Origin of the sequence: Paracoccus halophilus (assembly GCF_000763905.1) — a bacterium.
Lineage (GTDB): Bacteria > Pseudomonadota > Alphaproteobacteria > Rhodobacterales > Rhodobacteraceae > Paracoccus > Paracoccus halophilus.
Genome location: NZ_JRKN01000002.1, coordinates 78,391 through 91,651, shown reverse-complemented (window position 1 = coordinate 91,651; position 13,261 = coordinate 78,391). Strand labels below are relative to the sequence as shown.

12 protein-coding genes and 1 riboswitch are annotated in these 13,261 nt (G+C 66.8%); of the genes, 7 read left to right on the top strand and 5 right to left on the bottom strand.

What is annotated here, in order from left to right; genetic code table 11:
* The first annotated feature begins 28 nt into the window (after positions 1-28).
* Both hflK and hflC read left to right on the top strand, forming a co-directional pair.
* Positions 29-1,240 carry an FtsH protease activity modulator HflK gene (gene hflK, locus IT41_RS01780; RefSeq protein ID WP_036738317.1) on the top strand — a complete coding sequence of 404 codons (1,212 nt, stop codon included), beginning with the start codon at positions 29-31 and terminating at the stop codon, positions 1,238-1,240.
* Positions 1,240-2,343 (top strand): protease modulator HflC, encoded by a 1,104-nt coding sequence (gene hflC / locus IT41_RS01775; RefSeq protein WP_036738315.1) that lies wholly within the window; start codon positions 1,240-1,242, stop codon positions 2,341-2,343. The genes hflK and hflC overlap by 1 nt, the downstream gene beginning before the upstream one ends.
* Positions 2,344-2,436: 93 nt before the next feature.
* Here hflC and IT41_RS01770 read toward each other — a convergent pair whose 3' ends face one another.
* Positions 2,437-3,615, bottom strand: coding sequence for an AI-2E family transporter (locus tag IT41_RS01770; RefSeq protein ID WP_231564673.1), 1,179 nt, complete (start codon positions 3,613-3,615; stop codon positions 2,437-2,439).
* Between the two features lie 165 nt (positions 3,616-3,780).
* Positions 3,781-3,896: riboswitch (TPP riboswitch) on the top strand.
* 75 nt (positions 3,897-3,971) lie between these two features.
* Between IT41_RS01770 and IT41_RS01765 the strand changes: the two genes are divergently transcribed.
* Positions 3,972-4,634, top strand: a complete 663-nt coding sequence (locus IT41_RS01765) for a TenA family protein (RefSeq protein WP_036738546.1) — start codon at positions 3,972-3,974, stop codon at positions 4,632-4,634.
* On the opposite strand, the gene IT41_RS01760 is transcribed toward IT41_RS01765, so the two are convergent.
* The gene (locus IT41_RS01760; protein ID WP_036738310.1) at positions 4,624-5,097 is read right to left on the bottom strand and encodes an NUDIX hydrolase; all 474 of its coding nucleotides are present in this window, start codon (positions 5,095-5,097) and stop codon (positions 4,624-4,626) included. The genes IT41_RS01765 and IT41_RS01760 overlap by 11 nt on opposite strands.
* 221 nt (positions 5,098-5,318) lie before the next feature.
* On the opposite strand from IT41_RS01760, the gene IT41_RS01755 reads away from it, so the two are divergent.
* A complete protein-coding gene (locus tag IT41_RS01755) occupies positions 5,319-6,854 on the top strand; it encodes a DegQ family serine endoprotease (protein ID WP_036738308.1) in 1,536 nt (511 codons plus the stop codon).
* Between the two features lie 88 nt (positions 6,855-6,942).
* Here IT41_RS01755 and IT41_RS01750 read toward each other — a convergent pair whose 3' ends face one another.
* A complete protein-coding gene (locus tag IT41_RS01750) occupies positions 6,943-7,656 on the bottom strand; it encodes an invasion associated locus B family protein (protein WP_036738307.1) in 714 nt (237 codons plus the stop codon).
* A gap of 528 nt (positions 7,657-8,184) precedes the next feature.
* Here IT41_RS01750 and IT41_RS01745 point away from each other — a divergent pair.
* Entirely contained in the window at positions 8,185-9,765 is a 1,581-nt protein-coding gene (locus tag IT41_RS01745; protein ID WP_036738306.1) for a helicase HerA-like domain-containing protein, read from the top strand.
* Here the strand turns inward: IT41_RS01745 and IT41_RS01740 are convergent.
* Positions 9,752-10,084, bottom strand: a complete 333-nt coding sequence (locus tag IT41_RS01740; RefSeq protein ID WP_036738305.1) for a DUF6477 family protein — start codon at positions 10,082-10,084, stop codon at positions 9,752-9,754. The genes IT41_RS01745 and IT41_RS01740 overlap by 14 nt on opposite strands.
* 221 nt (positions 10,085-10,305) lie before the next feature.
* Between IT41_RS01740 and IT41_RS01735 the strand changes: the two genes are divergently transcribed.
* A complete protein-coding gene (locus IT41_RS01735) occupies positions 10,306-11,499 on the top strand; it encodes a DUF6456 domain-containing protein (protein WP_081967426.1) in 1,194 nt (397 codons plus the stop codon).
* Between the two features lie 76 nt (positions 11,500-11,575).
* On the opposite strand, the gene IT41_RS01730 is transcribed toward IT41_RS01735, so the two are convergent.
* The gene (locus IT41_RS01730) at positions 11,576-12,124 is read right to left on the bottom strand and encodes a peroxiredoxin (RefSeq protein WP_036738544.1); all 549 of its coding nucleotides are present in this window, start codon (positions 12,122-12,124) and stop codon (positions 11,576-11,578) included.
* A gap of 144 nt (positions 12,125-12,268) precedes the next feature.
* Here IT41_RS01730 and lipA point away from each other — a divergent pair, with 144 nt between their 5' ends.
* Positions 12,269-13,216, top strand: a complete 948-nt coding sequence (gene lipA / locus IT41_RS01725) for a lipoyl synthase (RefSeq protein WP_036738303.1) — start codon at positions 12,269-12,271, stop codon at positions 13,214-13,216.
* Positions 13,217-13,261: the final 45 nt, after the last annotated feature.

The following is a 13,261-nucleotide window of genomic DNA, read 5'->3' as shown; positions in this document are numbered from 1 at the left end:
GACAAAGCAAGAGCGAGGCACGAGAGGCATGGCTGGACAAGGCCCATGGGGCGGCGGCGGAGATGACGGCAAGGGCGGCGGCAGGCCGCAGGGGGGGCCGCGCCCCTGGGGAAATGGCGGCGGCGATCAGGACGGTAACGACCGGGATCCGCAGGGGCCGCGCCGTGGCGACCAGATGCCCGAGATCGAGGAGCTGATGCGCAAGGGCCAGGACCGGCTGCGCGTGCTGATGGGTGGCAAGTCCACGGGCAACGGCAAGCGCGGCGGCGGGCCGCGCCGGCCGCAGCCGCCGCAACTGAACCTCGGGCGCGGCACATGGGGGTTGATCGGGCTTGGCGCCGTCGCGCTCTGGGCCTTCATGTCCTTCTATACCGTGGACGAGGGCGAGCGCTCGGTCGAGCTGCTGTTCGGCCGCCCCTCGGCCATCGGCATGCCGGGCCTGAACTTCGCGCCCTGGCCGGTCGTCACCCGCGAAATCGTGCAGGCCACCGGCGAACGCGTGACCGAGATCGGTGTGGGACAGGGCGGCGCCATGGATAGCGGTCTGATGCTGACCCGCGACCAGAATATCGTCGATATGGGCTATCAGGTGGTCTGGAACGTCTCGAACCCGGAACAGTATCTGTTCAATCTGGCCGATCCGCCCGGCACCATCCGCGCCGTGGCCGAATCCGCGATGCGCGACATCGTGGCGCGCTCGGAGCTGGCGCCGATCCTGAACCGCGACCGCGAAACCATCCGCGCCGAACTTGAAGAGGCCGTGCAGGGCACGCTGGACCTCTATGAGGCGGGGATCAACGTGATCCGCGTCAACCTGCACCGCGCCGATCCGCCGCGCGAGGTGATCGACAGCTTCCGCGAGGTGCAGGCCGCGCAGCAGGAACGCGACCGGCTGGAAAAAGAGGCCGATGCCTATGCCAACCGCGTGCTGGCCAGCGCCCGGGGTGAGGCCGCCGCCGTGATCGAACGCGCCGAGGGCTATCGCGCCGAGGCGGTCAACACCGCAGAGGGCGAGGCGGCGCGCTTCAACTCGGTCTATGACGAATATGTCAAGGCGCCCGAGGTGACACGCCGCCGCATGTATCTGGAGACCATGGAACAGGTGCTGGGCAGCGTGAACAAGGTCATCATGGATGGCGAGGGCGGGCAGGGGGTCGTTCCCTATCTGCCGCTTGACCAGTTGCGGCCCGGATCGGGCGGCGCCGCCAACCGGACCAATGCCAGCGCGGGGAGCAACTGATGAAACGCTTTATGTCGACATTGGCCCTGCCGGCCCTGGTGGTGATCGGCGTGCTGGTCTTCAGCTCGCTCTATATCGTCGATGTGCGCGAACGCGCACTGGTCCTGCGCTTTCGCGAGGTGGTGACGGTGCGCGAGAATCCGGGCCTCGGGATCAAGGTTCCGCTGCTGGATTCGGTGGTGAAATACGATGCCCGCATCCTTGGCCTGCCGACCAGCCCGATGGAGGTCACGCCGCTGGACGACCGCCGTCTGGTGGTGGACGCATTCGCCCGCTGGCAGGTGACCGACGCGCAGCGCGTCTATCAGGCCACGCAGGGTCTGGGCCTGCCGCGCGTGCAGGAACGGCTGGACGATATCATCAACTCGAACATCCGCCAGGTGCTGGGCTCGGTGCCCTCGACCACGGTGCTGTCGGATGACCGCACGCCGCTGATGAACCGCATCCGCGACCTGTCGCGCTCCGAGGCCGAGGATCTGGGCGTGCGCGTCATCGACGTGCGGCTGACCCGGACCGACCTGCCCGAGCAGAACCTGACCGCGACCTATGCGAGGATGCGCGCCGAGCGCGAGCGCGAGGCCGCCGACGAGATCGCCCGCGGTGGCGAGGCGGCGCAGCGCGTCCGCGCCGCCGCCGACCGGACCGTCGTGGAACTGACCTCGGAGGCGCGCAAAAAGGCCGAGGTGGTCCGGGGCGAGGCGGATGCCCGCCGCAACGCGATCTATGCCGAGGCCTTTGGCCGAGATCCCGAGTTCTTTGCCTTCACCCGCTCGATGACCTCATACGAGCGCTCGCTGCGGGGCGAGAACAGCGCGCTGGTGATCCAGCCCGAGGGCGAGTTCTTCTCGTATCTGCGCAATGACGGCTCGGACCGGGCCAATCCGGTCCCGGTGCCCGCGCCGGCCGCTGCCCCGGCCGCCGAAGCCGAACCCGAAGAGGATGCGGCTGCCGATGTCTCGGAGGAAGCCGTCGCCCCGACCGAGACCAATCGCGAGGGCGAGCCTCTGGGCGCGAATGCCGGCGTCAAGCTGACGCCGATGCCCGAAGCGCTGGCCAGCCCGCCGCAGGAAGAGCCGGTGGTGGCGCCGGGCGCCGCCGACTGATCGGCGCATGTCCTGAAACGAGGGGGCCGGGCGGATCTTCTGCCCGGCCCCTTGCTTTCAGCCGGGCGCAGGGTGCGCGGTGGCAGGGTGCGGTCAGGTCTCGGCGCCGGGTGCCGTGCCGGGGCGGCGTGTCTCGTCATCGGCGATCTCGCGCTGCCATTCGCGCCAGATCGAGACCAGCAGCGCCATCAGCACCGGCCCGACGAACAGGCCGACGATGCCCATTGTCTTGACCCCGCCGATCAGGCCGAAAAACGTCGGCAGGAAGGGCAGCTTGACCGGCCCGCCGACCAGCATCGGGCGCACCGTCTTGTCGACGATGAACAGCTCGCAGGTGCCCCAGACGAACAGTGCCAGCCCGGCGACCGGGGCGCCGCTGGCCGCCAGATAGACCGAGACCAGCGTGAAGCTGAGCGGCGCGCCGCCGGGGATCAGCGCCATGAAGCCGGTGATGACGCCGAAGGTCACCGGCGAGGGCACGCCCGCCAGCCAGTAGGCCACGCCCAGAATGACCCCCTCGCCGATGGCGATCAGCGTCATGCCGGTTACGGTCGAGCTGATCGTCGCGGGCACGACGCGCGACAGCCGGCCCCACCGCTCGGGCAGGATGCGGCGGCCGACGCGGTCGATCTGCGCCACGATCTTGTCGCCGTCGCGATACAGCACGAACAGGGTGATCAGCAGGAACAGCAGGTTCAGCGCCAGATGAAAGGTCAGCGTGCCCGCGGTGATCGCGCCGCGATAGATCGCGCCGATATTCGAGCCGCTGACCAGTTGCACGATCTCGCTGATGCCGCCGGGCCGGCCGATATAGGTCTGCCAGTTCCGGTCCAGCCATTCGCCCACCTGCGGCAGGTCCAGCATCCAGCCCGGCGTCGGCGCGCCGGCGCTGTTGACCAGAATCGCCCAGCTTATCCAGTCGCGCAATTCGCGGAACGCGTAAAGCAGCGCCATGGCGATCGGGATCAGCAGGAAGCAGACCAGCAGCACGATCAGCAGCGTCGCCGCGCCCGTCCGGCCCAGCCCCATGCCTTCGGCGGCGCGGTCGCGGATCGGCCAGCTGGCCAGCGCAATGACCGAGGCGGCCAGCACCGGCACCAGAAAGCCGTGAAAGAAATAGACCGAGGCCGCGACGATCGCCAGCAGCAGCCAGCGCGCCGCCGAGATATTGGTCACCAGCGGCTGGCGATACACACGAAGCCCGACCTGGTTCGGTTGGCCCTGAACGGGCTTGTCGCCGCCCGGCGCGGACGCGCCCATTCTGTCAGGCATATCGCGCGTGTTCATCCTGTCCGACCCCGGTTCCGGCCCGCCAGGGGCCGCGCGCCACGAGATAACAGTTCCGCTCGGGCTGCAAGCAGAATGCCACGGGTCCGGACCAGGTTCCGCATCATTCTGACGTTACCGGGTGACATTGTGATATCGCAAGGCTAACCTGGCGCCACCAAGGGGAGCCCCGGCAAGGGGCTGAGAAACCGCTGGCGCAGCGAGCGCGGTGACCCTTCGAACCTGAACCGGATCATGCCGGCGGAGGGATGGGAAGAAATGCACCTGCCTTTTGCCGGCCTCACCGCGAGGCCGAGAATGAACCACAACGCCCGGTCTCGCCCCTTATGCAGGAGCCTGCGATGACCGAAACCTTCTTTGAAACCCTGCGCCGGGAAAACGGCGCCAACTGGTCTGCGGCCGTCACCCATCGTTTCGTGCGCGAATTGCTGGACGGCTCGATCCCGGATGCGGTCATGGCGGGCTATCTGGTGCAGGATCACCGGTTCCTCGACGCCTTCCTGACGCTTCTGGGCGCCGCCATCGCCTCGGCCGACCGGTTTGAATCGCGGCTGGTGCTTGGCCGCTTCGTCGGCCTCGTCTCGGGCGAGGAGAACGACTATTTCCTGCGCGCCTTCGAGGCGCTTGGCGTTTCGGCCGGGGATCGCGCGGCAATCCCGGACGCCGCCGCCACCACCGGCTTCAAGGCGATCATGCGCGAGGCGGCCGCCTCGGGCTCCTATGCCGCCGCGCTGGCCGTCCTGAACGTGGCCGAGGGCCTGTATCTGGACTGGGCGATGCGCGCCCGCGACCCGCTGCCGGAGAACTTCGTTCATGCCGAATGGATCAGGCTGCACGACAACCCGCAATTCCGCGAATTCGTGGCCTTCCTGCGGGCCGAGCTTGACCGGGTGGGTCCGGCCGCTGCGGATCGGGCGCGCGATTTCTTCGGCCGTGCGGTGGCGCTGGAAGTGGCGTTTTTCGACGCCGCCTGTCAATCGGCCGAGGCGGCGGTCAGTCCCTGACGATCTCGGTCGCCAATGGGCCGCGCGGCGGTCCGTATGCGCGATAATCCATGACGATGCGCAAAAGCGCCGCCGGCGTGACGGCGGCGCTGTCCTGGCGCAGCCCGTCGGGTCGCCACCAGCGGAATTCCCGGGTGATCCGGGCCTCGGCCGCGTCCCGCATCCGGGGCGCGAAGCGGCGGCAGGGGACGATGAAATATTGCTCGGACTGGCGCCAGCGATTGCCGTGCATGGTCAGCTCATGGCGGCGCTTCCAGATCAGCGGGCCGATCGTTGCGCCGCTGAGCCCGGTTTCCTCGGCCAGTTCGCGGCGCAGGGCCTCCTCCGCTGTCTCGCCGGGCTGGATGCCGCCGCCGGGGCAGATCCAGAAACTGCCGTTCTGCACCGCGACCCGGATCAGCAGCACCTCGTCATCCGGGGTCAGAAGGATGCCGCGCGCGGCCTGCCTGTCGATGATCTTCATGTCTTGCCTGCCATGGCTGCGGAACGGGATGCGGCGCGGGGGCGGCGCCGGGACATCGCGGAAACCCCGCGCACCAGCCTGCGACAAAGATCCTGTGCAAGTCACGATCAGTTCATCCCCTGAGAGCGTGATTCATTTGCAACGGGGGTAAAAATCCCGTTGAACGTGAACAGATTGTCGGAACGGAGAAAAATCTTCCGGCATGAAAGGAGACCTGTCAGATGAAGAACACCTCCCCCCGTCATCTTTTGACCGCATCGGGCATGGCGCTGATGCTGGCCTTGTCGCCGCTCCATGCGCAAGAGGCCGCGACAGCGGATGCCGCCCAGGCCGCGGCCAATGAAAACAAACCCCTGACGGCACCGGAAAGCCAGGCCCGCCGTCAACAGGCGATGCCCGAGAGCTTTGCCGATCTGGTCGAGCAGGTCAGCCCGGCCGTCGTCAACATCACCACCACCGCGACCGTTTCCTCGCCGCTGGCGCGTGGCCCGCAATTCCCCGAGGGCAGCCCATTCAGCGACCTGTTCCGCGAATTCGGCTTTCCCGGCTTTCCCGATCAGGGCAGCCCATTCAACCGCGGCGCCCCGACCGAGCGGCGCTCGAACGCGTTGGGCTCGGGCTTCGTGATCTCGGCCGACGGGCTTATCGTCACCAACAACCATGTGATCGTCGATGCAGACGAGATCGAGATCGAGTTCTTCTCGGGCGAGAAACTGCCCGCCGAGGTGGTCGGCCGGGACGAAAAGACCGATATCGCGGTGCTCAGGGTCGAGAGCGACGAGGCGCTGCCCTTTGTCAGTTTCGGCGACAGCGACGTTGCCCGCGTGGGCGACTGGGTTCTGGCGCTTGGCAATCCGCTGGGGCAGGGGTTCTCGGCCTCGACCGGGATCGTCTCGGCGCGCAACCGGGCGCTGTCGGGCACCTATGACGATTTCATCCAGACCGATGCGGCGATCAACCGGGGTAATTCCGGCGGCCCGCTGTTCAACATGGATGGCGAGGTGATCGGCGTGAACACCGCCATCCTGTCGCCCAATGGCGGCTCGATCGGGATCGGTTTCTCGATGGCCTCGAATGTCGTGTCGAAGGTGGTCGAGCAGCTTGAGCAATTCGGCGAAACCCGGCGCGGCTGGCTGGGCGTAAAGATCCAGCCGGTGACCCAGGATATCGCGGATTCGCTGGGGATGACGGATGTGCGCGGCGCGATGGTCACCGATGTGCCCTCGGGGCCGGCCGCCGATGCCGGCATGCGGGCGGGCGATGTGATCATCGATTTCGCCGGCGGCGAGGTCGAGGATCCGCGCGATCTTGTGCGGCGCGTCGCCGATGCCCCGGTGGGCGAGGCGGTCGAGGTGATCGTCCTGCGCAACGGCGAACCGGTCGAGCTGCAGGTGACGCTGGGCCGGCGCGAACTGGCCGAGGGTGGCGGCAGCGGCGAGATCAGCAGCGCCGCCGAATCGGCGACCGATCTGATGGGCATGACCGTGGCGCCGCTGACCCCCGAGATCGCGGCCGAGCTTGGCGTGTCGCGCGACATGCGCGGCTTGGTCGTGCAATCGGTCGATCCCTCGGGCGCCGCTGCCGACAAGGGGCTGACCGCCGGTGACGTGATTACCGAGGCGGGCCAGCAGCCGGTCGAGACCATGGCCGATCTGGAGGACCGCATCAGCGAAGCGCGCGAGGCGGGCCGCAAATCCGTCCTGCTGATGGTGCGCCGCGCGGGCGAGCCGCGCTTTGTCGCCCTGCCGGTCAAGTAGGAGCGGTTTCGCGAAAACGAAAATGGGCCGGCAAAGACCGGCCCGTTTCCAAAGCGGGGCGCCGATTGGCGCCCATTTTCGTTTCGGCTTACTGGCTGGCGCCTTCGGCCGCTGCTGCCGGTGCGGCTGCTGCCGGTGCGTCCTGGGCGGCCGGCGCGCCATCCTTGTTCGCCTCGACCAGCGCATTCATGCCGGCGGTAAAGCCGGACAGCGACATGGGCAGCTTGACCATCCGTTCCTTGGGCGCGCCAAAGGGCAGGAGCGAGACGGTGGCGGTATTGCCCCCCTTCAGCGGGTTGATCTCGGCATCCGACAGGCCGATGCGCGAGATGCAGCCGATCTGCGTGCACAGCATGAAGGGATAGCGCGCTTCCTTGCCGCTGTCGATCTGCAGGCCCAGACCGGCCTGAAGCTCGGTCTCCAGGGGCGCGATAAAGGTGATCACGGCGCGAACCTCGTCTTCGGCCATGGGAATCACCGAAGCCTCGGCGACGGGCGAATCGTTCGGATCCTTGAGAAGCTGATAAAGTTCACAGGGGTCGCTGCCGCTTTCGGTCCTCATGCAGCGCAGGGTCCATGCGCCATGGGTTTCCTTGGCATAGGGCTCGCCGATCTTGGGTTCGGCATTCGCATCGGCGTCGGCCTCGGCCGCCGGCGCCTCGGCCGGCATTGCTTCGGCAGCCGGCGCTTCGGCTGCGGGCTGCCCGCTGGTTTCCGCCGCCTCTTGCGCGGTTGCGATCCCGGCCCCGCCCGCAAGGGTGAAAAGAGCGGCAAGAATAGCCGCGGAGGTCAGTTTGGCCATGGTTAACATCCTTTGGTCCATGCTTCGCAACCGCCATTAGCATGCGTGACATGGCTTGTCAGGATGGGGCGCCTACAAAAGGAGTCACCATTCTGTTGAACGGGCGGCATGAACGAAAGACCGCCGATCTCCGGGCCGCTGAGCGGCGCGTTTGCGGCGCCCGACGCCAGCGACCGGAGCGGAAAGCCAGGGACCCGAAGCGTAAGATGGCCGCCCCGGATCCCCTTGCTTTCCTTCCCTGCCGGACTGGCCGGTCATCATTGCGCCAAAAGCTAGGCTTCGTTGCGCAATGCGTCAACTGTCCTATTCGTCATGTCGTTGTCATATGGGATGCCCGCCCCGATCCGTGATGCGCGCGACCGAAATCGCAGGAAAAAAAGCCGCGCCCGAAGGCGCGGCAGTCCAACAGGGAGGAAGCCGATCCCCCGCCAGGCGGGGTTCGACAGGTTCACACTGGCACAAATGCGTTACGGTTGTATTGTCCTTTTGTGGTAGCCTTGCGTTTTTTTGCCGATCCGAGGGGGTATAATGACACAAATCGTCGATCTGGATGCCGGAATCGCCTTTGTCGGCGGCGGCGGGCAGGGATATGCCGCGCCGCAGAGCCTGCTTCTGAAATATGCCAACCGGCACGGTCTGATCGCGGGCGCCACCGGTACCGGCAAGACGGTTACCCTGCAGACGCTGGCCGAATCGTTCTCGGGCGCCGGGGTTCCGGTCTTCATGGCCGATGTGAAGGGCGATCTGGCGGGGATCGCCAATTCCGGCAGCGAAGGGGCCAGCTTGCACGATGCCTTTGTCAGGCGCGCCGGGCAGATCGGCATGGAGCTGGACTACCAGTCCTTTCCGGTGACCTTCTGGGATGTCTGGGGCGAGCGTGGCCATCCGGTGCGCACGACCCCGGCCGAGATGGGGCCGCTGCTGCTGTCGCGGCTCATGGACCTGACCGATGCGCAGGAAGGCGTGCTGAACATCGCCTTTCGGATTGCCGATGAACAGGGGCTGGCGCTCTTGGACCTGAATGACCTGCAGCAGATGCTGATCTGGGTCGGGCAGAACGCCAAGGATCTGAGCCTGCAATACGGCAATGTCTCGACCGCCTCGGTCGGCGCCATCCAGCGCGCGCTGATGGTGCTGGAAAACGAGGGCGGCGACCGGCTGTTCGGCGAGCCGGCGCTGGAGCTTGCCGATCTCATGCGGCTGGATGCCTCGGGCAAGGGGATGGTCAATATCCTGTCGGCGGAGCGGCTGATGAACGCGCCGCGGCTTTATGCGACATTTCTGTTGTGGCTGATGTCGGAACTGTTCGAGCAGCTGCCCGAGGTCGGCGATCCGGACAAGCCGCGCATCGCCTTTTTCTTTGACGAGGCGCATCTGCTGTTTGACGGCGCGCCCGACGCGCTGGTGGCCAAGATCGAGCAGGTGGCGCGGCTGATCCGCTCCAAGGGGGTCAGCCTGTGGTTCATCAGCCAGAACCCCGCCGACCTGCCCGAGGCGGTTCTGGGCCAGCTGGGCAACCGCGTCCAGCATGCGCTGCGCGCCTTTACCGCCAAGGATCAGAAGGCGCTGCGTCTGGCGGCGCAGAATTACCGTCCCAATCCCGAATTCGACACGGCCGAGGCGATCCAGTCGGTCGGAACCGGCGAGGCGGTGACCTCGCTGCTGGAGGCCAAGGGGGTGCCGGGGATCGTGCAGCGCACCTTGATTCGCCCGCCCCTGTCGCAGCTTGGCCCGATTTCCGATGCCGAGCGCGGCGCGTTCAATCGGGCCTCGCCCATGGCGGCCAAATATGGCCAGGACCTGGATCGGGAATCCGCCGCCGAATTGCTGGCGAAGCGGGCCGAGGCCGCCGCCCGGGAAAGCGCGGATGCCGGCGCGAAAGGCGCCGATGACGATCTTTGGGACATGGATCGCGACTATACCCGCGCCCGGCGCTATGACCCGGGCGTGCAGATCGAAACCCGGCAGAAAAGCCGCAGCCGGTCATCGTCGCGCCGCTCGGATTCCATGATCGAAGCCTTTGGCAAAAGCTTCGCGCGGCAATTGGGCACGAAAAGCGGGCAGGCGCTGGTGCGCGGCGTGCTGGGTTCGCTGTTCAGAGGCAAATAGCCGCGCGCGGCGCGCCGGCCACCGGGCGCGGGGCGGCCTCGGCGGTTTCGGCCAGAATCGCGATCAGCAGCATGATATGGCGATGCAGGTCGTATTCGGCCTGTCCCGCGCGGCGGGCGGCGTCCAGCCGCGCCTCTTCGGCATGCAGGCGGGGCAGGATTGCGCCGGCGGGCGGCAGCTGTTCGCATTTCAGCACGCGGTGCAGATCGCGCCGGCGATTCCAGCCCGCCAGCCCGGCGCGGGCGGCGCGCACCAGCAGCCCCGGGCGGCGCAGACGCGGTTGCGAAGGGCGCGGTTCAAAGGCGATTACGTTGCTCATGATGGTCGTCTCGCTTCCCTGAGGTGAACTTTGATGCGGCCAGTATCTACAATCTAAGCGTGTGTTGCGCATCGGCGGCGTGCTGCGCGCGGCCCGGCAAGGAATCCTTAGTAATTATTAGCAAATATCGCCTCATCTCGGCGGGTGCCTGCGATTGATGGCAGGGTTAATAAACAACCCATAGGCGAGCGTCTGCCCGCTCGTCTTCAGGAAATGAAGGAATGACCATGACAATGTTGACGGGAGATTTCGCCCTGGACGCCTCGATCGCCGGACTGCCATCCGGTCTTGGCACCACGGCGTGCGATCGCCCTGAATCCGGCGCGGCCCAGCCTGTCGTGGCCGGGCCAGAAGATGACGACCTCAAGCTTTATTTGCGCCATATCGAGGGTGGCGAAACGATCCGGTCGCTGGCCCGCGAACTGGGCTGCCACGCCTCGACCGTCCTGCGCCGCATCCGCCGGTTCGAGGCGCGCCGCGACGATCCGCTGGTCGATCGCGGGGTCGAACGTGCGGTGCTTGCCCAGGGGAACGGCAAGGCGTTGCCCGCCCCGGGACATGCCGGCAGCAAGCAGATTTCCCGCGTGCTGCGCCGCCTGGCGGAACCCGGCGCGCAAATGGTCGTGGCCGAGGGGATGGACAAGGCGATCGTGGTCCGGGACGATATCCGCACCGCGATTCTGGACCGCGAACTGGCCGAGCACATGGCGCTGCGGGCATTGGTGCAGCTGGTCGGGCAGGGGCGGGTCAGCCGCTATGCGATTTCCGCCCAGGGGCGCGAGACCCTGCGCCGGCTGCTGGCCTCAAGGCGCGGGCGCAGCATGCCGGGCCGCGACGATTTCGCCCAGGCCCAGCCGGTCGCGGAAAATGCCGGCTGCGCCGAACAGGCCGCCGAATTCACCCATGCCGACCAGCATCGCCAATGGGAAGAACGCGAGATCACCGATCCCGAGGATGGCCGCCGCCGCCGCGCGCGGGTAAATATCGCCGAGAGCCCGCTTCTGGTGCTGGCCCGGCGGCGCGAGGCGGATGGCTCGCCCTTTCTGTCGGCCGGGATGGTGGCGGCGGGCGAAAGGCTGCGCGAGGATTTCGAACTGGCCCAGATGGGGCCGCGCGTGACCCAGAACTGGGACCGCTTCCTGACCGCCGGGGTCGATGTGTCGCGCATGGCCGGCGGCTATGGCGGCGGATCCGAGGGCGCGCGCAACCGGGTCGCCGCCGCCCTGCGCGAACTGGGTCCGGGCATGGGCGATCTGGTGCTGCGCGTCTGCTGCTTTCTGGAAGGGATCGAGATGACCGAGCGGCGCTTGGGCTGGTCGGCGCGTTCGGGCAAGATCGTGCTGCGGCTGGCGCTGATGCGGCTGGAACGCCATTACAGCGAAACCTATGGCTCGGGCGCGCCGATGATCGGCTGATGCCGCGACAATGCCGGGGTCGGGATGAAAAAGGGCGCCGCGAGGGCGCCCTTTGCGTTTCCGCCGGATGCGGCGATCAGGCCGCGGCCCTGGACGGATTGGCGCGCAGCCATTCCAGCACCGATTCCGGCGAGCTTGCGCCATAGGGATCCTCGGGGCAGTTGTCGACGCGGCCGGGTTCCTCGAACCAAGCCTCGACCCGGCCATCGTTGATGATCGCGGCATAGCGCCAGCTGCGCGCGCCGAAGCCCAGATTGTCCTTGCGCACCAGCATGCCGACGCGGTCGGTGAATTCGCCCGAACCGTCGGGGATCACCTTGACATTGTTCAGGTTCTGCGACCTGGCCCATTGGTTCATGACGAAGCTGTCATTGACCGACATGCAATAGATGGCATCGATCCCCAGATCGGCCATCTCGGCCGCCGCCTTTTCAAAGCCGGGCAGCTGATAGGTCGAGCAGGTCGGGGTGAATGCGCCCGGCAGCGAGAACAGCACCACGCGCTTGCCCTTGAAATAATCCGCAGTCGTGACCGGCTGCCAGCGATAGGGGTTGGAGCCGCCCAGCGATTCGTCGCGCACGCGGGTCTGGAAGGTCACTTCGGGAAGCAGGTCGCCTTGTTTCATCTTTTCGTCCTCATCTGACATCGGCTCCTCCCATTTGTCGATGCTGCGTTGCGGCATCGGCCCCATGTAGATGCCCTGACCAATGGCGTTGATCAAGCCCCCAAAAGCCCTTAAGTTCGGCTGATATCAGCAAAGGATGCCGTCATGGCGGATAAGCCCCCGGTTCTGCGCCACCCCGAGAAAGCCCATCGTGCCGATCAGGCGCAGCCGAAGAAACCCGGCTGGATCCGCGTCAAGGCGCCGACCTCGGAGGGCTACAAGAAGACGCGCGACATCATGCGCGAGAACCGCCTGTCCACCGTCTGCGAAGAGGCGGGCTGCCCCAATGTCGGCGAATGCTGGAGCCAGGGCCACGCCACCATGATGATCATGGGCGAGATCTGCACCCGTGGCTGCACCTTCTGCAACGTGGCCACCGGGCGCCCCGACCGGCTGGATGTGTTCGAGCCGGGCCGCGTCGCGCATGCGGTGCAGAAGCTGGGGCTGAAACATGTCGTCATCACCTCGGTCGATCGCGACGATCTGGACGATGGCGGGGCGGATCACTTTGCCCAGACGATCCGCGCGATCCGCCACCGCGCGCCCGGCTCGACCATCGAGGTGCTGACCCCGGATTTCCTGAAATCCAAGCCCGGCGCGCTGGAAACCGTGGTCGAGGCGCGGCCCGACGTGTTCAACCACAACCTTGAGACGGTGCCGGCGCTTTACCCCTCGGTCCGTCCCGGCGCGCGCTATTTCCATTCGCTGCGGCTGCTGCAGAAGGTCAAGGAACTGGACCCCGGCATGTTCACCAAATCCGGCATCATGGTCGGGCTGGGCGAGGACCGGCAAAGCGTGCTGCAGGTGATGGACGACATGCGCGCGGCCGATATCGATTTCATGACCATCGGCCAGTATCTGCAACCGACGCCCAAGCATCACCGCGTGGACCGTTTCGTCACGCCCGAGGAGTTCAAGGGCTATGAAAAGGCCGCCTTCGGCAAGGGCTTCCTGATGGTTTCGGCGACGCCGCTGACGCGCTCATCCTATCATGCGGGCGACGATTTCGCCCGGCTGCGCGATGCCCGGCTGGCCAGGCTGGGCCGCGCCTGAAGGCTGGGCGAAAAAGCGATCCCGGGGCATTGCAAGGGCACTTGC